Here is a 23,508-nt window from a genome sequence, read left to right as displayed (position 1 = left end):
GCAAATAGCAGGCACTTAACATCATGGTTTCAAAAACACCTTTTTCACTTTTACTGGATTCTTGGCCTACTTTTTGTGCCAATATCGATGCTTTTATGGAAGAGCTGGGCCTCACTTCTCACTCACTAATCTGCGATCATGTTGCCATTCGCGTTAACCAGCTGTCCCTTGCCAATCAGCTCAAAACCCATGTCCATGAATACGGTAAAATCATCTCCGAGAACATGATTAACGGCCGCCCGATTTTAATCATAAAACTCAATCAATCACTTCAACTTAATCACTTAATCATTGACTATTTAGAACTGCCTTTTCCCAGCCATAAACGGTATCCAATAGAAGGCTGGGAGCATATAGAATTAGTCTTTCCTTCCCATGCGAAAGACTGCCAAACACTCAGTCATGAACTACAGCAAGCCATTCCGACTTTAGCCCCGGTTATTGCCAACCAAACAGCGATTCAAGTCAAAATGAGCTCACCAAAAGGCGAAAAAGAACGACTAGCTAATCCCACTATCGCCTTTAAAAAGAATAATGTTTGTATAAAAATACACCCCCACCATATTCACACTATCATCAGCTCAGAAAGTGAAGCTTAAACCTGCATAAGGAACAATATAAAGGGGAACATTACCCTAGAGTCGGTATATCCAATAATAGAGACGATTGCTTTTTTGTGGTTAAATTACATCCAGATTCAACGTATTTTAGCCACGCCAGAGTGAGCACAATCAACTCTTTTCAGTTTCCTTTTTTTAATCAAGAAGGTCAAAGCAATAATTGTGACCCAATATAAACAAGAATTAAAACAATTCACTTTGCTTTGGGCGGAAATCGCAATGAACAAGCAAGTCATAAATATTCCGGTTCCCAGTCAATACTCCATATTCATTGACATCAGTTCGGGGATAATATAGCTAAATCAATATTAAATGATAGTGCTCTGAGCGAGCAGTAATTCGAGGCGCATTAATGATAAAATGTGGGTCCCTTTCGAAGTCATGCAACAAAGAAGTGTTACTCAACTGACGTGCCTGAAAGGCTGTTTTAAAAAACGATTGATGCGTTGTTGATTTGTCTCTTGGTAGAATCCCTATGTCTTCAACAATTCGGCTAGGGGCTATTGATCTTGTGTGATTAAATTATATTCAGACAAACGTGTTTTAATCTCGGCGGGAGGAGTGATGCCTAGTGATCTAAGCCCTTTCTTTAAACCGAGGGGCTCCCAACAAAGAGTAAAACACGTTTAGCGGATCATCAGAACAGCGAGTGTGGTGCCTTTTTACAGCATTATCAATTTTTTATGTACTACCCCATGGATGAGGAAGATAGAGCGACGTTTGGAACCAAAGCCGAGAATAACGACACTGCACAAGCTCTGACTTGTATAAATACCCCATAAACGGCTGTAGAAATTATCATCAAAGATCAACCCCCTCTAGCCTAAAACGCTTTTCTTTCCCGCTGAGTATGTCATTTTATATTGATTTAACTATAAAGCCTTATAAAGACAATGTTCACACCATGACTTTGGATAACGCTGGAGAGTTTGCAGAGTATGAAACCACTAAAAAGTGGAATTGAATATCAATCTCTTAGATTGTTTATATTGTCGTTTTTTACCGCTTGTGTTCTTAGACCCATTGATGCTTTCTGAGAGCTGACGTTCTTAACGCTATAAATCACTAGTACTATCACCAGAGCAATTGAAAAATAGCCGTCAACATGTACTGGCACCGAGTGGTTATAGGTTGCTTTATAATAAATAGCTTCTGTGATGAAACAGAAAAAAGGCGTAAACCCTATCAATATAGAATGATCATTGGCACCTACTTTTGATATAGATATCTGAGAAAAGTAGATAGGTATAATTAGACTCATAATACTGACCAACAAGCTAAAGATGGCATCACGGCCTGAAATGGAGAAAAGCGCACCACTTTTGAATATATACACAAAAGCAAAAAAAGTCAGTAGTGTAAACCTGATAGCTAGAATTTCACTGGGTTTGAATCCTATTTCATTCATCGATTGTGACAATCTCGAATAGATATACATCGTGATACCAGCGGTCAAAGTGAGCAATAATAGCAAAGCCATCGAGGTTAGTGTTTCTGACTGGCTAAGGGCGACATAAAATCCAATGATAAGCAATAAAATCGCAAAAAAGCCCATTTGAGCCTGTCTTTGCTTTTTTGCCTTGAAAGTAAAAAAAAGCCCAAGCAGTGAAGGAATTGCAGTGGCATAAAACATAAGAATGGCTGGTGTATAATAGACAGGAATAAGAAAACAAACCCACCACATCAAGCCAAAGATTGAAATCATCAAACTACACAGCTTAAAGTTCGTCAGCACTTTTTTATACATAACAACAAAGTTGCCAATATTAAGACAATGGAAGAAAAGTAGCGCATATAAACTGCTTAACGCAATCATGACCTCTACGCTAATGGTATGCCCCACAAAGGTAATCACAACGGCCGATATAGCATTGAGCAGGATATAGGCAAAGGTATATTTATATTTGGTCATATGATATCCATTTCTATGATATTTTGCTCATTTCTTTTCAGAATATTTTCTTGGTCATGAGCAAGTACTACTATCTTACGTAGATCTGTGAGATCAGGTGCTCGCTCAACATCAAGTTTTTGAACCGATAGTTCAATCAACTGAGTAACGCTAGCCATGCTTTCTAAGTTAACCTCCTGATGGTTATACATCAATACACTGCTAGCAAAACCCATCGGGTTCGAGACAGGTTTATCTTCTACTTTTCCACTAAAAAGAAAGTCACTTAGCATATCGGGCTGCGTATTTAAGTTAACGCTTTCTGCCATAATGTTTGGCACACCAGATGCGCCACTGATTCGAGGATTAAGTTCTATCAGATAAAATTGCTCGGTCTCTCTAACATAGAACAATTCAATATGAGAAAATCCATTTCCAACTAGGCAACAATCTAGCACTTTACGTGTAAATTCTGACGCTTTCTCTAACATCTCTCGGTGAGTTATTGTAGACATGGTTCTATAGATAGGCACATTTTTATAAGTAGATTTTGTATAGGTATAAATATGTCCAATGTGATGATTTCCAGCATGAGAAAAAGCGTCAATAATAATTTCGTCCCCATTGATATACTCTTGTACCAAGTAATGTGTAATCGGATCAAAATTCACTATTTGGGGTGCACTTTCTAATTTTTCTTTTAGTTCAACGGGATCATCAGCTTTAAATATTCCGATTGATCCTCCCCCATTAGAGGGTTTGGCAAAAACAGGATAAGAAAGTCGACTAAAATCAATGACCTCTAAGTCAGACATATCCACTAATATTTGTTCTATACTATTGAAATTATTTTTTTTCATTAACTCCTGCTGACTGAATTTATCATTTCTATAGTGAGAAGTTTGGGGATCATTGGATAGACTAGGTGTTATTTTTTTAGATATTTTTTCACATAAGTTGAGATGCTGATCCGAACCATTGAGGACAAAATCAATTTTTTCTCCAATCTTATCGATAACTGCATCAACATCTTCATTCTCAATACATATTTGCCGATCGAACAAGTTTTTTCCAGGGCGATTAAATGGCATAATATTGTCGAGATTAGAAAATATAGCAATTGTTCTTATATTTCGATTCTTCATTTTATTGTAAAAATAAGCATTTGAATGCAGAGGATCAATAATAAGTAGTGTTTTATTCATCTTGTTTATTACCAATAGTGACAGCCAATGACATGCTGGTGAATTGAATACAATTTATAGTATTAGAATCGTTAACTAATCTGTGTTTAACTCTTTGGGTGGAACACCAAAATAGACAAAGTCATCAAAATCTTCATGCCGATAAGTATCATGGCTCTCGTAATAGTTGAAAATCACAGAAAGTTTTTGCTCAGAGAAGGTAGGCTCAGAATCATGAAGTACTTTTCTACCCTGCATTATAAGTAAGGCACCTTTTTTCGCGTAGACTTTTTTATGTTCAATCCAATTTTTCTCTCGACTTGGGTGAGAACGAGGGATCTGAACTCTTAATGGGGCTTCTTTGTTCTCAGTTAACGACAACAGAACCGTAATACCGTTAGTATCATAATGCAGCCCCAGCGTTCCTCCTCCAGCAGGATACGCTTTAATATTAATATCTGAATGCTGATATGGAGAAACAATCGTGTCAGTGCAAGTGATCATGCTTACTATAGGTAAAATAGCATGATAGATAGCATTAAGCTCAGGCAAATATTGCCTAACATCTTCACCTTTAAAAATATGATGAAAATATTGGCCACCAAAATCAGACACAGCATTATTTCCTAGGCCGCTATGATCAACAAAAGGAATAGAACCTTTAGTAATTTCTAAATTTATAGACTCTGCTAAATTATCACAGATACGTTCTGGTATTAGTTGTTCTATAACAGTATAAAAATTATAAAAATAGTTGTACCTATGCTTGTCAATATTAAACATAATAATAAGTTACAGTATAAAGTTGAATAGTCTAAAACTTTATACTATACGATAATAAATTTGAAAGTATTTTATCAATGATGATATCTTGAAAAGAAAGAAAAATAACTGAGAAAATATATTAATATATTGATTTAACTACCTATAAAATCTTTTTAATGGAAGCTTAAATCTACCGAATTTTAAAAAATGAATAATTACAAATTATCACATTTCTAGGTTAATAATTTAAACATATACAATAAAAAATTAATAAACCCGAATTTTAAGTTAACAAGAATATGTAATTAATAGATAAGAGTCATATAATTGTTTAAGTAAGTTGAATTCGAAATATACTAGAGGGCGTTCAATATTCTATATCAACAATATAATCTAAATATCCAGCATGTTATCTAAACGGTAGGGCGGGATCATGGATGGCACAGGTTGGCATATTGAAGACATTGCAGATGAATTTAAGAATAATTGCATTATCAAATTACCACCCTATTGGCCTAAACTTAATTCAATCGAACAAGTATGGAATTGGATGCGTCAGCATTGTCTCGCCAATAGAGTGTTCAAAAATTACTAGGATATTGTCGATAGTGTTTGTCATGCTTGGAATAGCTTTACCGAGAGTGCGGCAAAGATCACGAAAATGTGTTCAAGAGACTGGGCAAAGTTGATCAGTTAATTTTCCAGTTTGGTATGATACAGCAAGTCTTGGCTATCTTGAGGCTGTTCATGATCTCCTCAATAAGAGAGCCAAGAAGGCACAATGTATAAATTGAAGACTGGTGCTTAATTCAAAAATATGGAGCTCATTTCTTTTGGCTACCTGTACCGTTGCTTCCAAAAGCTCTTTAGTTGTATTAGCAAAAGGCTCACCAGTATAGCTGCCATCAACCAAGACTGATTCAACAGATGACAGCGCTGACTTGTGGTGTTTGCATGCTTCTTTGGCTCCAGCTCTATCGTTTACCTCTGCTGTCGTAACGGCAATGGCATGAGGCAAGCCGTTTGTATCAACAGTGATATGTCGCTTAATTCTTGATACTTTATTTTCGACATCGTAGCCTTTATTCAATGCATCGGCAGTATTCTACACTTTGAGCATCGACGATAAGAAAACGCGTTTTTCCTCTCGCCCTATTTAACCTGAACTCTGGATAATGAGTGTCAAAGAACATTGATAATCCATTTAAAGTCAATAGATTAAAATCAGTCCAGCTATTCTTTATTGTTTGATTTGGCTAAATACCGCTATTTTTGTCTATATCAAGACAGGATTTCGTGCCTAATAGTGAGCTATTAGCAGAAAACACAACATAGATAGGGGCAAAATAGCGCTATTAAGCGGCGCTGCTTATCCCAAGCTCAGGTTATTTAGCCCTGTGTGCTGCGACCTGATTTTTTTAAAGCCTACTCAAGTAAGCTAGGCTGGCCATCTTCCTGAGACTCACTCCATTACAGGAAATAAGAGTATGTTGTTTTCCTTTAGGGAAGTTCTTGGGGAGCATACGTCACTGGCAGCCACTTTAAGAAAATAGAACACAGCACAAAACACCTCGTAAAGATCGACAGTACGGGTTTTGGTTGTTTTGTGAGCACTTTCAAGAACGGGACGAATAAGCTCAAATTGTTCTCGGCTGATATCGCTGGGGTAGGTCTTTCTTATCAGTCTATTTATGAAGCAAAAATAAGATCATGAGCAGCTTCTTAGACCAAAATTAACAGCCCCTAACATCAATGAAAAATTAAAATCCCGTTATTAAACACATATTCTTTCAAATTTATCATAAATGAAACACCAACAATGCCTCGCCTAAAATCCATCATGAGCCTTTAAGATTTAGCTATAATTATCATTGAGTAATCATAAAAAAAACACCTTAACTTTACATTACCTCTCTCTTTTTTTACCCAATTCAATGTCTCTAGGCTGTACATTCATTGACTGATATACACAAAAGGCTTATACATTAACAATTATTATAAAAACAATCTCTCATGGAGTTATTCCTATGATAGCGCTGACTAAATATATTGCATTAATTTTAACACTGACCTTCTCTTTTCATGCAGCGGCAGAAACCCATACTATCGGTACAGGAAGTCAAAGTGGCACTTATTACCCTCTGGGCGGTATGCTTGCCAAAATCTGGACTGAAAATATCCCTAACTTCGACATGCGAGCAGAAGTCACTTCAGCCTCAGTAGAAAACATTGTTAAAGTCGCATCTGGCCGTGAACTGATAGGGATAAGTATGGGAAATGTCATAGAGCAAGCTTATGAAGGTACCAAACCTTTCCCCAAAAAAATGGATGTATCGGTTTTATTTGCACTCTATCCTAACTTAGTCCAATTTATCGTGCCCGCTAATTCAGATATTCACAACATCGAAGATTTAAAAGGAAAGCGAGTATCTTTAGGGGCTCCGGGATCGGGAACTCGGATCAGTGCCTTAAATATTTTACGTATATTAGGAATTAAAAAAAGCGACCTTGATAGCCAAGCCCTCAATTTTAGTGCCACGACTCGCGCATTAGCCAATGGACAAATTGATGCTGGCGTCATTGTTGGCAGCTTAGGGATTGGGACTATCACCGAATTATCCTTAACACGAGAAATTCGAATTCTATCTTTTACTAAACAGCAACTTGAACAAATTTCAAATGTTAACCCTGCTTATTATCCCTACAATGCAGCAGCAGGAAGTTATAATAATGTCGGTTCATTTACTGTGCCTGCTGTGTGGAATGTGTTAGTCGTAAATAAAAACCTCAATGATGACTTAGCCTATCAAATGACCAAAGTTGCTTTTGAACACATAGAGACATTACGCAGTGCCATTCATGTCACTCACTCCACCACAGTTGATAATATGGATGAATTAGCTGGGGTGCCTTTACATCCGGGTTCACAAAAATATTTCGATGAGCATAAAACCTTCAAATAGCACTTAAGAGTTATTGTTTTTTTTATGATTAACTGATGTCCAAACTAAACGTGTTTTCATCGTGTCACAGTGAGTATAGCCAGGCCATCTAAACCCTTTTTCTTTAATGAAGCGGTCTACAGTAAAGGGGACAACACGTTTAGACTGAACTGACAAACAGCCTTTTTACAGCAATCATCATCGCTAAAGGTCAACAACCCCTAAGGAAATTAAAGACGCTTTTTATGACAAAAACATGATCTAAACAGGAGGGGAACCTGACATTAAGCGTCCCCTCTTATTTATTGAGAGTAATGATACCATCAGCATGCTTCATTTATTTTCAGAATAAAATGCATCTGCCACAAATGGAGATAAGTATGTCCAACCCTTTATTATCTGGCCGCTTTTTAACCGATAAATTAGTGCAACTTGCCAGTCTCATAGCCATTTTACTTTCCGCTTTTCAACTCTGGCAAGGACTCACCGCCGACTTGCCTGCCACCAGCTTTCGACCCATCCATCTCACTTGGGTGTTAGTGCTGGTATTTTTGGTCTATCCTGCTATAAAACATGAAACCTCTCCCCGTTTATACCCAATAGCTCGATTAATCGATCTTGGTTTAATTGCAACCGTAATTTACAGTGGTTGGACAATTATCTCTTTTGATTATGATGACTTGAGCTTTTTATTTAACGGGCTTAATCTACAAGATAGGATCGCCGGAGGACTATTAATCCTCTTACTACTTGAAGCCACACGCCGTACCGTTGGCATGGTAATGGTTGGGATTGCGATTTTCTTCCTTGGTTATGCCATGTTTGGAGACATGCTCCCTTCGGTTGTGGCCAGTAAAAGCTTTTCACTGGAAGAAATTATTCGTTTTCATATTTTTTCAACCAATGGTGTATTTGGTACGCCATTAGCCATCGCTGCAGGCGTGGTGTTTATTTTCGTGTTATTTGGTGCATTTCTACAAGTCTGCGGAGCTGGACAATTCTTCATTGATTGTGCATTTGCTATCGCAGGAAAGTATCGAGGAGGTCCAGCAAAAGCCAGTGTTATTGCCTCAGCGGCACTGGGATCCATTTCAGGCTCAGCTATTGCCAATACAGTCACCACAGGTGCATTAACCATCCCTATGATGAAAAAGCTGGGATATAAACCTGAAGAAGCGGCGGGCATTGAAGCATCAGCCTCAACAGGTGGACAAATCATGCCTCCAGTCATGGGCGCTGGGGCCTTTGTCATGGCACAATTCACAGGAATTGCTTACAGTGACATTTTACTTGTCTCCATTGCGCCAGCCATTTTATATTTCGGTTGTACTTTGCTTTATGTCCATTTAATGGCCTGTAAGCTGGATCTCAAAGGCATGGATAAAATAGCGCAAATTCGAACTGTGATGGCTAAAGGCTGGCATTTTTTAATTCCGTTAGTTTTAATTACCAGCTTACTTTTACTGAGTTATTCACCTGTTTGGGTGGGTATTGCAGGTTGTGCCGCTGTCATTATTTCTGCAATGTGCCGAAAATCAACCCGTATTACAATCAGTACCTTTTTCTCTGGTATGAAGCAAGGTGCCCTACAAGCATTACCTATCTCAGTCGCTTGTGGTACAGCAGGTATTGTTGTCGGCGTCGTGGGACAAACGGGTATTGGATTGCAATTTACCCAATTTCTCATGGTACTTTCTGGTGGATACTTATGGTCAGTATTGGCACTTATTGCCATAGCAGCCATCATCTTAGGTATGGGATTACCCGTTACTGCTGCCTATATTGTCTTATCCATTATGGCTGTTCCTTCACTGACTGATCTTGGCGTTGGATTGCTTACGGCTCATATGATTGTTTTTTGGTTATCACAAACCTCAAATGTCACCCCGCCTATCGCACTCGCCGCCTTCGCTGGTGCAGCGATAGCTAAAGCTTCACCCATGAAGTCTGCCATACAAGCCTTTAAGCTCTCTCAAGGTTTCTTCCTTATTCCATTGATGATGGCATTTTCAGGATTGATTTTTTATGGTGACGTGTCTCTTAGCCAATATCTTTACGCTATCTTACTCACAACCATGCTAATTCTCGGCTTTGCGGCCTCCATTGAAGGGGTCTTTTTTCATCGATTACTGATTTGGCAACGAATAATACTATTAAGTGCAAATTTTACCCTTTTACTGACTCAGGGTATGCCCAGAAATATTGGGATCATTGTCATCGGCATTTTACTTATCCAAAACTTTTTTCATTACAAAAATGCCCAATCAAAATAACGGTAAAGGAACGGATCAGCACCATTTTTAATGCTCATACAATAAATAAATGAAAAAATAACAATGGATTAATTAAAATTTATGATTAAATTAGTCCATTGTTATTTCATATAAAAAGACGGTTAGTATAAATACTCATTCATAAAAAATTACAATCGACAGTACCGTAGAAAGCAATATTCAGGATATATTCAGCTTTGAAGGCGCAATCTTCACAAGCCGCAATAGCGTTAACTGGATTCAATATTATGATCAAAAGTAAAATATATTCAGCAAAGAAAATAAATTATCAACCAACGTCGATATCTGGATCTTCGCTTTATAAATCGAGAAGAAAAGCCAAACTTTTTTTCCACAAGCCAAAGCTAAAAACGTCATGGAAAAATATCATCACTCCAGTGCTTTTATTCGTCACTTTATTTATCTCTCTTTATCTTGCTGTGATTATTGGCGCTAGAATTGCCTATTTTACGTCATTCTCACTAAATGATCAGTCAGCATGGATGGGCTCGGTTCAAGAGTCTCAATCTCACATCGCAAAAAGCATTAATCAATCAAGCTCTTTTAATGCTTAATTAACCTAAACTCGAGTCAAGCTCATTGGCAATTACTCTCCCGAGTTCAGGCTTATTTCCCCCTTAAGAGAGACCACTTTACACATCATTACCATCCGGCTAATGCACGGGCTGGCTCTGTTTTACTCGCTTTAAAAGCAGGATAAAGTGTCGCAATAAGGCTCATGATAAACGCTAAAGAAATAACAATGACTACATCAGAACCGAGTAGTTTTGAGGGGAGGAAATCGATAAAATAAACATCGGCAGATAATAACTGTATACCCAGTACACTTTCAATGCTCTTAGCGATACTGCTTAAATTCAGTGCAATTAAACACCCCGATATCGCCCCGATTACACAGCCTAACAAACCATTAAGTGCACCTTGTACGACAAAAATGCCCATAACACTGCTTCGTTTCATTCCCATGGTCAATAAAATCGCAATTTCAGATTGTTTATCTCGCACCGCCATCACCAATGTTGAAACAATATTAAAGCAGGCAACGGCAATCACTAGCGCAAGCACTAAATACATGATCATTCTAACCATCTGTATATCGGAATATAAATTACCTTGGGTTCGAGTCCAATCATTAATATATAAATATTGTTGTTGACTGTAACCCAACTCTCTTATTAAACGAGGCGCATCAAACACTTTATCCACTTTAATGCGGACGCCTGTCACTTCTGAGCCCAAACCTAATAACTGGCTAGCATATGCCATAGGAATATAAGCGGTGGTTAAATCTAGCTCTCCCCCAATGGAAAAAATCCCAGACACCACAAAACGATGACTCTTGGCTTGACGGATCTCCCCATTAGGCGATTTTGTGCCTAATTCAGGCGTATAAAGGCTCAAAGACTGACCCACTTTGAGATCTAAAGCTTTTGCCAACCCTTTTCCAAGTACAATATTATTACTGTCAGACTGACTTAAGCTCTGCCAGCTCTTTGCTGACATAAACTGACTAATACTGGACACCTTAGACTCTAATTGAGGCTCAATACCAATTACTGACACACCTTGGAAACCTTTGGGCTTTTGCACTAACCCTTGAATTTGTATCAAGGGCGCCGCTGCCACGATACCTGGAATTTTCGTTGCTTCTTTGACAATCTCTTGCCAATCACTGATCCCGCTATTCACTCCAGAAAGTTCTCCGTGAGGCACAACCGCAAGCAGGCGTTGTTCTAATTCACGCTCAAACCCATTCATCGCAGATAACACAATAATCAGTACCGCCACCCCCAACGCAATACCTGCGGTAGATGCAAACGAAATGAAACTAATAAAACGATTAGATTGCCTAGCAAGATAAAATCGTAACCCCACCCATAGCGCTAATCCTCTATTCATGTATTATTACCTATTTGAGTATGCGCTTTTATTTCAGTAACCTTTGGTTGGCTTAAATGGCCATCCTTCATATGTAATTGCCTATCCATTCTTGCTGCTAATTGAAGGTCGTGAGTGACCACAACAAAGGCTGTCCCCAATTGCAATGCTAACTCTTTGATCAACCCGTAAACATCTTCTCCACTTTTCGCATCCAAATTTCCCGTCGGTTCATCAGCCAAGACTAATTTAGGTTGGTTAATAAGTGCACGAGCAATCGCAACCCGTTGACGCTCTCCGCCAGACATCTCTGCGGGGGTATGATTAAGTCGATGTTCAAGTCCCACTCGAGAAAGTAACGCCTTCGCTTCAAGCAAAACTTGTTGGCGATTTCGGCCATCAATGAATCCTGGCATTGCGACATTTTCAAGGGCTGAAAATTCTGGTAAAAGATGATGAAATTGATAAATAAACCCTAAGTCTTTATTCCTCAATATGGCTTGACGTTTGTTCGATAACGCATAAATATTTTCTCCCTCTAATAACACTTGTCCTTCACTTGGACTATCGAGGGTCCCCATAATATGTAATAAAGTACTTTTTCCTGATCCCGAACTGCCCACAATGGCCAACTGCTCACCTTTAAAAACTTGCAGATCCACTTGATGCAATACTTTTGTCTCAAGACGGCCTTCGGTATACACCTTACTCACTTGACTGACTTCTAATAAAATTTCTGGCTTCATCTTTAGACTCATTTCTTATCACTGATTAGTGATAACATAATTATTCAGATAGCTTAATGATTCAATGTCAAAGTAACGCTCACATCTTTGCGTTCCATTACTCATACCTTAATGCGCTCGCAGGTTCGACTCTGGCCGCTTTCATCGCTGGATAAATCGTCGCAATCACACTAATTGCTAACGTGCCAAGTCCTATACTCATCAGTTGGCTCGTCTGTAACAACACAGGTAAACGTTGTCCAGCCCCCAAAATAGATAAGCCTAAAACCTGTGTGATCTCATTGAGGTAAGTCGTTAATATCGCACCAATAGCTAACCCACCAATCAAACCTATTATCGCATTTAAAGACCCTTGAATAACGAACACGCCCATAATATGGCTCGTGGGCAATCCTTGGGTTTTCAGTACAGCCACATCGGTGGTTTTATCGACCACCATCATGACCAATGCCGACACAATATTGAACGCTGCCACTGCAATGATCAAACAGAGCATCAGCGACATCATATTTTTCTCCATTTTAACAGCGCTAAATAAATCCCCGTAAGTGTGGCGCCAATCAGTGGTTGTCACTGTAATGCCTTCATCAGCAAATAAAGCTTTCACTTGAGGCGCTAACTGAGCCGCACTGAAAGGATCGGTTAAATATAACCTTAACTGCTTCACTTCTCCTGGAGTCTGCCGCATTAAACGTTGCGCGTCTTCATAATTCACATATGCTACACTCGCATCGACTTGAGATCCCATTTCAAAGATCCCAGCCAACGTAAATTTTCGTTGGCTGGGCATAGGCCCCAAAGGCGAATAAACCACACCATCACCGCTTAATAAGCGCACCTTATCCCCAGTTGATACATCTAACAGTCGAGCCAATTCACCACCTAAAATAACGTGATATTGTTTAGGCTTTAATGCATCAAAATTACCCGAAAAAGTATGCTTTGCTGCACTTAATAATGGATCTTCGTATTGCGGATAAACGCCATAAACCTGAACCGCACGGATATTATTTGCTGATTGCACCATCGCTTGAGTCGACACGCTTGGTGTCGCCCCAATCACGCCGGGTAAATGTGTCAGCTTTTCTATTTGCGCTTTCCAATCCGTTAAAGGTGCATTCGCATGAACGGTTAACTGTGGCACAGCACCTAAAATACGCTGTTTTAATTGACCTTCTAACCCACTCATGACCGAACTCACAACAATGAGCGCCGCGACACCGAGTAAAATCCCAGAAACGGAAAAAACAGTAATAAAAGAAGCAAAGCTATTGGTTTTTCTTGCTTTCCAGTATCGAAAGCCTATGTATAAAGGTAATTTTAAATTCATGGACAATGTTGTACTTTTATCGTACAGCCTTGCTAAATCATAGGGATAGGAACAATAATAGAGGGAATAGATATAAAAACAAGAGGCAATGCCTTGTTCACAGACTCAACCCCTTATTTTAGTGTCACTCATGCTTTTGAGGTTTTCCTTGAAACATGGCCCGCAGAGCGCCCCCTTCCAACGGAAGCTCAGTTGCATCATTTGCTGCCCACAGGTATGCAACTGCTGAGTGATGTCAAAGCACTCGAAGCCGATTGCTTACTTCAATTGCGTCATTTAGATGATGAAAGTAAGACCATTATTGATTACTTAAAATTACAATCACGTAAAATAGACTTGGTATTACAACATGTGCTTGCGCAAGCACCACACTCTGGAGACGCTTTTGAAGGCATTCGTTTTGGCGGCAGTGGGTTCCAAATATTAAGCCGTTCACCTTTCTCTAAAACAGCACAATTTAAAGCCACCCTTTATATAAAAGAAGAGCTGATTTCGATTATGTGTTTCGCCAAAGTCCTTCACTCCCACTCAGTCGAACAGACCACTCTGGTCGACGGAACAAGCGATATTGACACTCAAACTTTCAGCAAACAAGCATTAAATAAAGAAGCCTTAAATGAAGAGACTTCATTAAGCGATGACCCCACAAGCTCATACCTTACCGAATTTAGCTTCAACATGATACAAGACAGCGATATTGAACAATTGGTCAAAGCCAGTTTAAATATCCAACAAAAACAACTGAAATTACGTAAATTGGGGCTGTAAGGCTAATATTCGGCTTTCTCCATCTCAGGCAAGCTAAGCTTCAGGTTAGCTATAGTATATTCCAACCATTTGGGTATACTATGGCCACCCAATTTGTTGTCAATTGACTGGTTTATCTCGACTTCATGAATGCATTTTCAATATTAACTCCACCCGGCGTTAAAACTGCGTCTCAAATACAAACCTTGAGAACGTCAGCGGGCGCTGCACAAGCCATCACCCTTGCCAATATTGCTCAGCAATATTCTGGACTCACGCTTGTCGTTACCCATGACACCCCCAGCGCAATCGCACTTGAAGCTGAGCTTGCTTATTTATTAAAAGAAAAAAACCTTCCTATTTGGTTATTTCCCGATAGAGAAACCTTACCCTATGATGCCTTCTCACCCCATAGGGATTTGGTCTCCCAACGTCTCGCCACCTTGTCACAACTATTGCAAGCCAAACAAGGATTAGTCATCGTGCCGATGGCCACCTTAATGGTGCGTTTGCCCCCACAAGATTTTTTAAGCGGCAATGTCCTGATCTTAAAAAAAGGGGACACTTACCATCTTAGTGAGATGAGGCAACAGTTAGTTAATACGGGATACCACTTAGTCGAGCAAGTGTACGAACATGGCGAATTTGCTGTCAGAGGCGCTATTGTTGACATATTTCCCATGGGATCCAATAAGCCTTTTCGTATTGAGCTGTTTGATGATGACGTCGAGTCTATTCGTCATTTTGACCCAGAAACCCAGCGCTCAAGCGATGAAATAGCCAGTATTCGTTTATTGCCTGCCAAAGAGTTCCCCACTGACAACAAAGCCATAGAAGGCTTTAGACAACGTTATCGTCGTCAATTTGAAGTACTGGTCAAAGAGCCCGGCTCTGTCTACCAAATGGTCAGTAAACACACCCTGCCTGCGGGCATCGAAAATTACCTGCCGCTCTTTTTTGATGACACCGCCAGTTTATTTGATTATTTACCCAGCCAAACACAACTTGTCTCACTTGGCGATTTAACCTTAGCAGCCAATAATCACTTAAAAGAAGTCCACACCCGCTATGAAGAAAGGCGAGTTGACCCACTGAGGCCTTTGCTGCCACCAAAAGACTTATACTTACTCACCGAACAAGTCTTTGCGGCATTTAAACAAATGCCTCAATTACAAATAAAAACAGGTGACATTACCAGCGCACATATCAGTGCGAAAACCGCTCCGTTACCTGAACTGACTGCTAATCATAAACTCAAACAACCATTAACGGCATTGCAGGACTACGCGGCGACTCAAGTACATTTGTTATTCAGTGCGGAGTCAGAAGGGCGACGCCAAGCCATTTTAGAACTCTTAAGTAAAATTAATCTCAAACCTGTACTATTTGATCATTTCGATGATTATTTGGCCAACCCTGCCCCCGTGGCATTGATGGTGTCCCCCCTGTCTCAAGGCTGTATTATCAGCCCACCTTCAGGCAATGACTTTAGCTTAATTTGTGAAACAGAGCTCTTTGGACACCGAATTTCTCAGCACAGGCGCCGCGAAAAACAAAAACAGATCAGCTCAGATGCATTAGTTAAAAACCTCGCTGAATTAAAGGTCGGCCAACCTATCGTGCACCTTGATCACGGTGTTGCCCATTATCAAGGATTAGAAACCTTAGACACAGGCGGCCTTGTGGCTGAATATTTAGTCCTTGAATATGCTGGCGGTGATAAGCTCTATGTGCCCGTTGCCTCTTTGCATTTGATCAGTCGTTACAGCGTCGGGCCCGATGAAGACGCCACCCTTAACAAATTGGGTAATGAAAGCTGGACTAAAGCCAAACGTAAAGCCATTGAGAAAATTCGTGATGTTGCGGCTGAACTGCTGGACGTGTATGCCAGACGCCAAGCAAGGCCTGGTGATGCGTGTAAACTGGAAGCGCAAGAATATGCGCAATTTGCCAGTAGCTTTCCTTTTGAAGAAACCGTCGATCAAGAAACCGCCATTAAAGAAGTGCTTAATGATATGTGCTCTCCCATCGCCATGGACAGACTTGTGTGCGGTGATGTTGGCTTTGGCAAAACAGAAGTGGCGATGCGGGCAGCCTTTGTCGCCATCAATGATTCAAAGCAAGTCGCTATTTTAGTCCCAACCACCTTATTGGCCCAGCAACATTTTGAAAACTTCAGTGACCGATTTGCCGATTGGCCCATCAAAGTAGAAGTACTGTCACGTTTTAAAACCGCTAAAGAACAACAAAACGTTATGCTCGATCTTGAGGCTGGCAAAGTCGATGTGGTGATAGGTACTCATAAATTACTGCAATCTGATGCCAAATTTGAAAATCTAGGGTTATTGATCATCGATGAAGAGCACCGCTTTGGCGTCAGGCAAAAAGAGAAAATCAAAGCCCTTCGCGCCAATGTCGATATTCTTACCCTGACCGCAACACCTATCCCCCGTACCTTAAACATGGCCATGTCGGGCATGCGTGATTTATCGATTATTGCGACTCCCCCCGCAAAAAGACTGGCTGTTAAAACCTTTATTCGTGAATATGATGACGCTACCATACGTGAAGCCCTATTAAGGGAGATTTTACGGGGTGGGCAAGTTTATTTTTTACATAATAGTGTTGAGACCATCGAGCAAAGAGCCGCAGAGATTGCAGATTTATTACCTGAGGCTCGCGTGGTCACTGCACACGGGCAAATGCGTGAGCGGGATTTAGAAAAAGTCATGTCTGATTTTTACCACCAACGCTTTAATGTGCTGGTGTGCACCACCATTATTGAAACAGGGATTGATGTGCCTTCAGCCAATACCATCGTCATGGAACGGGCCGATAAGTTTGGTTTAGCCCAATTACATCAACTTAGGGGGCGAGTTGGACGCTCTCACCACCAAGCATACGCCTATTTATTAACCCCGCACACCAAACGGTTAACCAAAGATGCACGCAAACGACTCGAGGCCATCAGTGCATTAGAAGACTTAGGGGCAGGTTTTATGCTTGCCACTCAAGATCTAGAAATTCGAGGGGCCGGTGAATTATTAGGGGACGAGCAAAGTGGTCATATTTCTAAAATAGGCTTTAGCTTATACATGGAAATGTTAGAAGACGCGGTCAAATCATTAAAACAAGGCAAAGAACCCTCTCTGGAACATATGCTAAAACATCAAAGTGAAATAGAGCTTAGGATCCCCGCTTTATTACCCGATGATTATGTGGCTGACGTCAATATTCGCTTATCTTTATATAAACGCATCGCCAACTGCACCAGTAAAAAAGCCTTAGATGAATTACAAGTCGAACTCATCGATCGCTTTGGATTGTTACCCGAACCCACCAAAAACCTGTTAGCACTGAGTTTTTATAAACACCAAGCCACTGAGTTTGGGATCAAGAAAATTGAGATGCATGCCAAAGGCGGTAGCCTTGAGTTTAGTGATAATCACAGTATCGATCCCGGCTTTATTATTGGTTTATTACAACAGCAACCACAAATTTATCGAATGGATGGCCCAGTTAAGTTAAAATTCAATCTGCCGTCAGAGTCTTATCAAGACAGACTGGCATTGCTCAAATTGCTCTTAGAGCAGTTATCCCAACATCGTCTTGGAGAATAAACGTGCTACGACTTAGTCTTATTTTACTTAGCTTATTATCGGTGAGTGTTCACGCAGAAGATGAACGTTGGTTTGAAGTTGAAATTTATGTGTATCAGCATAATAGTAACAGTGTTGAGCAGTGGCCCACTCAAGTCACACCGCCCAAGCTCAACAATGCTGTTGATTTAATCGCCCCCGTGACAAGCACAGACATCAGCTCCGTCCGCAACGGCCTGACCAGCTGTACTTCAAAAGATTGGGCCACCAATAGTGATGAATGCAATGCCCAATTAACCACCAGCTCAAACAACAATACACCTGAAAACTTACCTGTTGAAATCGCAGCCTCTCAACCTGCTACCGCTTATACCGGTAACAGCCCCGTCTTACTGGCCAAAAGTCAGAGCCAGTTTAGCGATATCATCAAAAAAATAGCCAGACAACCTGGCACCACCAGCTTATTACACATGACGTGGCAACAAGCGATGAAGCCCAGAAATCAAGCCAAGCCGTTACATCTCTATGCCGGTCATGATTTTGAAGGTGCCTATGATTATGATGGGCAAGCTGTTAGCGTCAATCAAAACAGTGACGACATTCCTAATTTTGATTTTATGCAAGGCGTCTATTCGGGCTCGCAAAAAGGCCCCGTTTGGCAGCTCGACGGTACCTTAAATATCTATCTGAATCATTATCTGTATATTGAAGCCGCGCTCAACTTAAGAGAAGAAGGCACTAAACAAGTCTTGATCACTAAAGATGATTTAAGTACCACTGATAGCGGTTATAACCTCAATAATAGTATGACTGAAACTGAGTCAACGCCGTTTTTATATGCCATCCCGCTTAAACAAAATCGCCGCGTGCGCAGTGGAGAGATCCATTACTTTGATCACCCGAAAATGGGCATGATCATTCAAATACGTAAAATGACGCAGCCCAGTACATTATCGACCGGTTATTAGATCTGTAAAATGATGCAATGCAATACCTTATCGGCGGGTTATTAGATCTGTAAAATAATCCAATGCAATGCTGTACCTTATCGGCGGGAAATTAGATAGGCTGTTCATTCTCGGCGGGTTATTGGATCCGTAAAATAATCCAATGCAGTACCTTATCGACGGGTTATTAGATCCGTAAAATGATCCAATGCAATGCAATGCAATGCAGTACCTTATCAACGGGAGACAAAAAATTAATGCTCGCTTACCTCAAGATATTGATAGGGTAAGCGAGTACAAACAGAGCATTACCACCTCATTAATCATGTTCCCTATGGCTGAGCTTGCTTTATCGTTAATGGACTCATTGACGACTCACAAACCATTAAGCAATCATATTAACAATACGCATTATCCTTAATATGCTCAATTCTTTGATTAAAGTCTTGTAATGTCTGCTTATTAGTAAAGATATAGACAGCATTTGCTGCTAATCCATCACATAATATCTTTGCCGCATCTATAGCTTCTATCCCCAGCTCGGTTTCTTTCTCAATCCCATGAAAAAAATCTCTAGAATCTGAACTAACATGTATCTTTTTTTGATTGTTGATTAAATGCCGACCTGAATTAGCTAGGTTAGATTTAACAAAGTAAGGAAAAAAAATAGCGAACTGAATTGACGGCTCCAATCCTTGACAGTCTTGTTGAAGCGCTTCAGTAAAAGCCACAATGGCATGTTTCGTGATCTGGTAACTGAATAAATGCCCCTGCGTCACTAAACCTAAATGGGAAGACACACTCACAAAGCAGGGATTAGGATGCTTAGATGTGTGAAGTAACGGTATAAAATGACGCGCAACATTGACAGTACCAATAAGGTTTACCGTCAAGGTCCAATCCACTTGCTCTTTTGGGACTTCCCATACAGGGCCGAAAGGCCCAGATACGCCGGCACAGTTTATCACCATATCAATACATGGTAATGATAAAGCCAGCATATTTGACAATGCCTTAACCGCATTATCATCACCAATATCGATGGTTATCACCTGTACATTCTTTTTAGCAGCATAAGCTGCCTTTAAACGATGAATAGCCTCCTCATCGCAATCAAGCAAAATAAGCTGCCTCACCCCATGCTGTAAACAGTACTGCACGAGCCCTAAACCTATACCACTTGCAGCGCCTGTGATCAAAATATAACGATTATTAATAAACATAAAATGGAACATCCACATTCATTTTTGCAATAACTTTGGTCTATTCTGTTCATTTTTTCAAATTATGCATACCATCACGACAAAGAGATAGGCCATCAACAAGGGAAAACATTAAAATCATCGACATCGCTCTCATTTATGACTAGTATCAAATTCACCCACATGATCACCTCGACACACAGAATATGCACATCAACTCTGATCTTCAAGCGCCTAAAAAAACAGTTGTACTAACAGGTGCCAGTAGAGGCATAGGCCATGCAACGGTCAAACAGTTTTCCTCTGAAGGTTATCGAGTGATCACTTGTTCAAGACATGCTTTTTCAAGTCAATGCCCTTGGCCATCAGGGCCCGAAGATCATATTCAAGTTGACTTAAGTGTGCCTGACAATATTACCAAAGCTATCCTTGAGATAAAAAAACGCCTAAGTGAAAAAAATGGTCAACTAGAAGCACTGATTAACAATGCTGGGATCAGCCCTAAAAATACACAAGGTGAACGTTTAAATACGCTCAATACAGACTTATCTCTTTGGCAAGAAGTGTTCCAAGTCAATTTCTTTGCCCCTATTCTTTTAGCTCGAGGCCTCTTTGACGAATTGAAACTGACTCAGGGGGCAATTGTTAACGTCACCTCTATCGCAGGCAGTCGAGTACACCCTTTTGCAGGCGCGGCCTATGCCAGCTCCAAAGCTGCACTTGCCTCTCTCACTCGAGAAATGGCGGCAGATTTTGGTCCCCATGGCATTCGCGTAAACGCCATTGCCCCAGGCGAAATAGATACCTCTATTCTCTCGCCCGGTACGGAGAAACTGCTGGGCTCTATTCCACTGAGACGGCTCGGCACGACTGAAGAAGTGGCTAAAACCATTTATTTTCTGTGTACCAGCTCATCAAGTTACGTTAATGGAGCAGAGATCCATATCAATGGCGGACAGCATGTTTAGTTGCTTATCCAAAGCCTGACCGATACTATAGACAATCTAATCGCTAACCCATTCATTCTAGGTTCAATTAATAGATACCAGTCAAACTAACCAATTAAAATTCACCAATAAAAACGATACAAAAGGATTTCTCATGCCAAGGTTTAATATCACACGAATACATACTCCTAATGGCATTTTTAGACTAACAGGACATATCGTTCAATCTGCTCTCCCTACCAGCAATTCGCCTGCACTGCACATTAAACATCTCGACATATTAGGCACAGATGGTTGGATAGCACTCAATATAGCAACACAACAAACCCAAGCCCTCATTCATCTCATTGAAGAAGAATGCATCCAACATATACAAAGCAGACAAAAACCCTAGATGTTTATTTACAATTGTATTAAGATGCATCCATATTCAGGGTGTTGGTATCAACAGATAGCATAATTGAATCAATATAAGTGAAAGGGAATTCAGTGTTCGACTCAAGTTCATCTCGTTATGGACTTCTCACCTATTTACTTCATTTTTCAAACTTGTTATTCAGTATGATCTGAAATCTGTCGCTTTTTATGGCTTCAGTAACACCCATAAAATCTCATGGATCGAGTAATGATAAGCACAGCTTTGGCTTTCTCCATGGTACTTAATCTCTATAAGGAAATGAAAGATGAGTTTTTTGAACAAAATGAAAGCACAAGTCAATAACTTAGGTGATGGCGTCAGTGCAACCACATCAAAGCTGGCCGGTAATGTATTAACGTCTTCAAAAGAAAATAGCAAATTAGTTGCCATTAAAGGTGAGATAGCCTCTATTGATGGAGATTTAGAGTTTGCTTATAAAGCAATTGGTAAAAAATACATTGACCATGTTGCTAAGACAGGACAAGCTTTTGAATTTGGTGTACAAGACACATTAATGCAAATTGCTCCGAAACTCGATAAAAAATCCCAACTTGAAAATGAAGCCATTGAAATTGAGAAAAACCTAAAAGATCAGCTTATCATGCAAGAAAAGGCCGCTTTTCAAAATGAATTTGACGAAGAGCAAGCAAAGCTGGATAAAGCGTTAAAGATGGATGTTATTTCTAAAGCTGAACATACTGAAAAACTGCTCAAGGCTAAAAAGCGAGTCGATAACTTCATCGACATTCGTAAAGTTGAAAAGCAGTATGAAATGGATCTCATTTCAAAAGCAGAAAAAGAAGAGCGGATTGCCGAGTTAACATAATATTGATGCTATCTTCAAAATCACGACAGGAAAAGTGCCAGCTTTTCCTTTTTTACTCTCTAGCCTGCTCTAATACTAACTTAATTTTATTAGTATGATTCTTCTGAACGCTAACTGATAGATCAAATGAATAACAAAATGCACTTTAACGGCAACCTATCCATCTACCCCTGAACAACCAACACAACATGCGCTTCACAGTCCACTATGAGCAGATCCCATGCATCAATCAGGCAACCTAAAACCGCTTTTGATAATAAATTCCAGGGTGGCAACGCACCATATTAAACTCTTCACTTAACCCAGAGATTGACTCTGAAGCCCCTAAAAACAAAATACCTTTGGGGTTCAATGCCGCTGCAAATTGCCGTAATATTTTTTGTTTTGACTCTGGAGAAAAGTAAATCAGCACATTGCGACAGAAAATAATATCAAATTTCCCCAATAGACTATAGTTATCCAGTAAATTATGAGGCCTGAAATTAACCATACGTTTAACATGATCTTTAATGATCATTTGCCCGCTCAGGGCGCGAGAATGAAAACCATTGGCTCCAGCCATAGCCCGTTCAGCTTTCTCAGTGACTGGCTCAAAAAATACCCTTTTTCGATTCTCTGATAATCCTCTTCCCAATGCTAAACTGTCATACATACCCAACTTAGATCGCTCCAACATAGTCGGAGAGAGATCCGTCGCCAAAATATCACAATTAAACGATAATCCATTCAATGTTTTTTGCTGATATTCAATAACAGACATAGCCAAAGAATAAGGTTCTTGACCAGAAGAGCAGGCCGCAGACCATATTTTTAGCGGACGCCCCAGACGAGTATACTGAGGTAGTAATTGCTCTTGTAATAACGTAAATGGATAGCCATCTCTAAACCACAAGGTTTCATTTGTCGTCATAGCATCAATCACTTCGATGCGTAATTGTCTGGCAGCAGGTTTCATTGAGTGCCTAACAACATCAGATAAAGACGGTAGGTTATACTTCCCCATTAATGGCGCCAATCGACTTTTCACGAGATATTGCTTATTTTCCCCTAATACAATGCCACTATGTTGCTCTAAAAAAAGTCTAAACTGGTTATACTCAAGGTGTTCGAGTGATTTATTTGGCAACTTTATATCCTACATTTATAGCAAAGGGGGAACAAAATTTAAAAAT

The 23,508-nt window shown here is 40.0% G+C and carries 20 protein-coding genes and 2 pseudogenes; 12 read left to right on the top strand and 10 right to left on the bottom strand.

The window, feature by feature from the left end:
• Positions 1–23 precede the first annotated feature (23 nt).
• A complete protein-coding gene (locus Q0976_RS17085) occupies positions 24–599 on the top strand; it encodes a VOC family protein (RefSeq protein ID WP_299495077.1) in 576 nt (191 codons plus the stop codon).
• Between the two features lie 988 nt (positions 600–1,587).
• On the opposite strand, the gene Q0976_RS17080 is transcribed toward Q0976_RS17085, so the two are convergent.
• The 3 genes from Q0976_RS17080 to Q0976_RS17070 form a co-directional block, all read right to left on the bottom strand.
• Positions 1,588–2,532 (bottom strand): hypothetical protein, encoded by a 945-nt coding sequence (locus tag Q0976_RS17080; protein WP_299495076.1) that lies wholly within the window; start codon positions 2,530–2,532, stop codon positions 1,588–1,590.
• Positions 2,529–3,716: an ATP-grasp domain-containing protein gene (locus Q0976_RS17075; protein WP_299495075.1), complete on the bottom strand. Its 1,188-nt coding sequence runs from the start codon at positions 3,714–3,716 to the stop codon at positions 2,529–2,531. The genes Q0976_RS17080 and Q0976_RS17075 overlap by 4 nt, the downstream gene beginning before the upstream one ends.
• Positions 3,717–3,791: 75 nt before the next feature.
• Positions 3,792–4,478: a hypothetical protein gene (locus Q0976_RS17070; protein WP_299495074.1), complete on the bottom strand. Its 687-nt coding sequence runs from the start codon at positions 4,476–4,478 to the stop codon at positions 3,792–3,794.
• 415 nt (positions 4,479–4,893) lie between these two features.
• Here Q0976_RS17070 and Q0976_RS17065 point away from each other — a divergent pair, with 415 nt between their 5' ends.
• Positions 4,894–5,055: a transposase gene (locus Q0976_RS17065; protein ID WP_299495073.1), complete on the top strand. Its 162-nt coding sequence runs from the start codon at positions 4,894–4,896 to the stop codon at positions 5,053–5,055.
• Positions 5,056–5,205: 150 nt separating this feature from the next.
• Here the strand turns inward: Q0976_RS17065 and Q0976_RS17060 are convergent.
• Both Q0976_RS17060 and Q0976_RS17055 read right to left on the bottom strand, forming a co-directional pair.
• Positions 5,206–5,599, bottom strand: a pseudogene (locus tag Q0976_RS17060) (transposase); the annotation flags it as partial.
• Between the two features lie 289 nt (positions 5,600–5,888).
• Positions 5,889–6,141, bottom strand: a pseudogene (locus Q0976_RS17055) (transposase); the annotation flags it as partial.
• Positions 6,142–6,487: 346 nt separating this feature from the next.
• Here Q0976_RS17055 and Q0976_RS17050 point away from each other — a divergent pair.
• From Q0976_RS17050 to Q0976_RS17040, 3 genes are all read left to right on the top strand, one after another.
• Complete coding sequence (locus Q0976_RS17050) at positions 6,488–7,423, top strand: TAXI family TRAP transporter solute-binding subunit (protein ID WP_299495072.1); 936 nt, start codon at positions 6,488–6,490, stop codon at positions 7,421–7,423.
• Between the two features lie 359 nt (positions 7,424–7,782).
• Complete coding sequence (locus tag Q0976_RS17045; protein ID WP_299495071.1) at positions 7,783–9,675, top strand: TRAP transporter fused permease subunit; 1,893 nt, start codon at positions 7,783–7,785, stop codon at positions 9,673–9,675.
• A 248-nt stretch (positions 9,676–9,923) separates the two neighbouring features.
• A complete protein-coding gene (locus Q0976_RS17040) occupies positions 9,924–10,250 on the top strand; it encodes a hypothetical protein (protein WP_299495070.1) in 327 nt (108 codons plus the stop codon).
• Between the two features lie 88 nt (positions 10,251–10,338).
• Here Q0976_RS17040 and lolE read toward each other — a convergent pair whose 3' ends face one another.
• The 3 genes from lolE to Q0976_RS17025 form a co-directional block, all read right to left on the bottom strand.
• Entirely contained in the window at positions 10,339–11,595 is a 1,257-nt protein-coding gene (gene lolE / locus Q0976_RS17035) for a lipoprotein-releasing ABC transporter permease subunit LolE (protein ID WP_299495069.1), read from the bottom strand.
• Positions 11,592–12,320, bottom strand: a complete 729-nt coding sequence (gene lolD, locus Q0976_RS17030; protein WP_299495068.1) for a lipoprotein-releasing ABC transporter ATP-binding protein LolD — start codon at positions 12,318–12,320, stop codon at positions 11,592–11,594. The genes lolE and lolD overlap by 4 nt, the downstream gene beginning before the upstream one ends.
• Before the next feature lie 97 nt (positions 12,321–12,417).
• Positions 12,418–13,650 carry a lipoprotein-releasing ABC transporter permease subunit gene (locus Q0976_RS17025; RefSeq protein WP_299495067.1) on the bottom strand — a complete coding sequence of 411 codons (1,233 nt, stop codon included), beginning with the start codon at positions 13,648–13,650 and terminating at the stop codon, positions 12,418–12,420.
• Between the two features lie 93 nt (positions 13,651–13,743).
• Between Q0976_RS17025 and Q0976_RS17020 the strand changes: the two genes are divergently transcribed.
• The 4 genes from Q0976_RS17020 (at position 13,744) to Q0976_RS17005 (ending at position 19,364) form a co-directional block, all read left to right on the top strand.
• Positions 13,744–14,418 carry a hypothetical protein gene (locus Q0976_RS17020; protein WP_299495066.1) on the top strand — a complete coding sequence of 225 codons (675 nt, stop codon included), beginning with the start codon at positions 13,744–13,746 and terminating at the stop codon, positions 14,416–14,418.
• Positions 14,419–14,543: 125 nt separating this feature from the next.
• Complete coding sequence (gene mfd, locus Q0976_RS17015) at positions 14,544–18,017, top strand: transcription-repair coupling factor (protein ID WP_299495065.1); 3,474 nt, start codon at positions 14,544–14,546, stop codon at positions 18,015–18,017.
• 2 nt (positions 18,018–18,019) lie between these two features.
• A complete protein-coding gene (locus tag Q0976_RS17010) occupies positions 18,020–18,964 on the top strand; it encodes a peptidoglycan binding protein CsiV (RefSeq protein WP_299495064.1) in 945 nt (314 codons plus the stop codon).
• 202 nt (positions 18,965–19,166) lie between these two features.
• Positions 19,167–19,364 carry a hypothetical protein gene (locus Q0976_RS17005; protein ID WP_299495063.1) on the top strand — a complete coding sequence of 66 codons (198 nt, stop codon included), beginning with the start codon at positions 19,167–19,169 and terminating at the stop codon, positions 19,362–19,364.
• On the opposite strand, the gene Q0976_RS17000 is transcribed toward Q0976_RS17005, so the two are convergent.
• Complete coding sequence (locus tag Q0976_RS17000) at positions 19,342–20,178, bottom strand: SDR family oxidoreductase (RefSeq protein ID WP_299495062.1); 837 nt, start codon at positions 20,176–20,178, stop codon at positions 19,342–19,344. The two genes, Q0976_RS17005 and Q0976_RS17000, sit on opposite strands and share 23 nt — an antisense overlap.
• A gap of 173 nt (positions 20,179–20,351) precedes the next feature.
• Between Q0976_RS17000 and Q0976_RS16995 the strand changes: the two genes are divergently transcribed.
• From Q0976_RS16995 to Q0976_RS16985, 3 genes are all read left to right on the top strand, one after another.
• Positions 20,352–21,113: an SDR family oxidoreductase gene (locus Q0976_RS16995; RefSeq protein ID WP_299495061.1), complete on the top strand. Its 762-nt coding sequence runs from the start codon at positions 20,352–20,354 to the stop codon at positions 21,111–21,113.
• A 133-nt stretch (positions 21,114–21,246) separates the two neighbouring features.
• Positions 21,247–21,486, top strand: a complete 240-nt coding sequence (locus Q0976_RS16990) for a hypothetical protein (protein WP_299495060.1) — start codon at positions 21,247–21,249, stop codon at positions 21,484–21,486.
• Positions 21,487–21,775: 289 nt separating this feature from the next.
• A complete protein-coding gene (locus Q0976_RS16985; protein WP_299495059.1) occupies positions 21,776–22,336 on the top strand; it encodes a hypothetical protein in 561 nt (186 codons plus the stop codon).
• 238 nt (positions 22,337–22,574) lie between these two features.
• Here Q0976_RS16985 and Q0976_RS16980 read toward each other — a convergent pair whose 3' ends face one another.
• Positions 22,575–23,468, bottom strand: coding sequence for a protein-glutamate O-methyltransferase CheR (locus tag Q0976_RS16980; RefSeq protein WP_299495113.1), 894 nt, complete (start codon positions 23,466–23,468; stop codon positions 22,575–22,577).
• Positions 23,469–23,508 lie beyond the last annotated feature (40 nt).

The organism is uncultured Shewanella sp. (assembly GCF_947501665.1).
GTDB lineage: Bacteria > Pseudomonadota > Gammaproteobacteria > Enterobacterales > Shewanellaceae > Shewanella.
This window is presented reverse-complemented; position numbering and strand designations above follow the sequence as displayed.

Bases quoted from the DNA above. Each gene is read 5' to 3' on its own strand.
- Q0976_RS17085 (WP_299495077.1), top strand. From the start codon at position 24: ATGGTTTCAAAAACACCTTTTTCACTTTTACTGGATTCTTGGCCTACT.
- Q0976_RS17080 (WP_299495076.1), bottom strand. From the start codon at position 2,532: ATGACCAAATATAAATATACCTTTGCCTATATCCTGCTCAATGCTATA.
- Q0976_RS17075 (WP_299495075.1), bottom strand. From the start codon at position 3,716: ATGAATAAAACACTACTTATTATTGATCCTCTGCATTCAAATGCTTAT.
- Q0976_RS17070 (WP_299495074.1), bottom strand. From the start codon at position 4,478: ATGTTTAATATTGACAAGCATAGGTACAACTATTTTTATAATTTTTAT.
- Q0976_RS17065 (WP_299495073.1), top strand. From the start codon at position 4,894: ATGGATGGCACAGGTTGGCATATTGAAGACATTGCAGATGAATTTAAG.
- Q0976_RS17050 (WP_299495072.1), top strand. From the start codon at position 6,488: ATGATAGCGCTGACTAAATATATTGCATTAATTTTAACACTGACCTTC.
- Q0976_RS17045 (WP_299495071.1), top strand. From the start codon at position 7,783: ATGTCCAACCCTTTATTATCTGGCCGCTTTTTAACCGATAAATTAGTG.
- Q0976_RS17040 (WP_299495070.1), top strand. From the start codon at position 9,924: ATGATCAAAAGTAAAATATATTCAGCAAAGAAAATAAATTATCAACCA.
- lolE (WP_299495069.1), bottom strand. From the start codon at position 11,595: ATGAATAGAGGATTAGCGCTATGGGTGGGGTTACGATTTTATCTTGCT.
- lolD (WP_299495068.1), bottom strand. From the start codon at position 12,320: ATGAAGCCAGAAATTTTATTAGAAGTCAGTCAAGTGAGTAAGGTGTAT.
- Q0976_RS17025 (WP_299495067.1), bottom strand. From the start codon at position 13,650: ATGAATTTAAAATTACCTTTATACATAGGCTTTCGATACTGGAAAGCA.
- mfd (WP_299495065.1), top strand. From the start codon at position 14,544: ATGAATGCATTTTCAATATTAACTCCACCCGGCGTTAAAACTGCGTCT.
- Q0976_RS17005 (WP_299495063.1), top strand. From the start codon at position 19,167: ATGCAGTACCTTATCAACGGGAGACAAAAAATTAATGCTCGCTTACCT.
- Q0976_RS17000 (WP_299495062.1), bottom strand. From the start codon at position 20,178: ATGTTCCATTTTATGTTTATTAATAATCGTTATATTTTGATCACAGGC.
- Q0976_RS16995 (WP_299495061.1), top strand. From the start codon at position 20,352: ATGCACATCAACTCTGATCTTCAAGCGCCTAAAAAAACAGTTGTACTA.
- Q0976_RS16990 (WP_299495060.1), top strand. From the start codon at position 21,247: ATGCCAAGGTTTAATATCACACGAATACATACTCCTAATGGCATTTTT.
- Q0976_RS16985 (WP_299495059.1), top strand. From the start codon at position 21,776: ATGAGTTTTTTGAACAAAATGAAAGCACAAGTCAATAACTTAGGTGAT.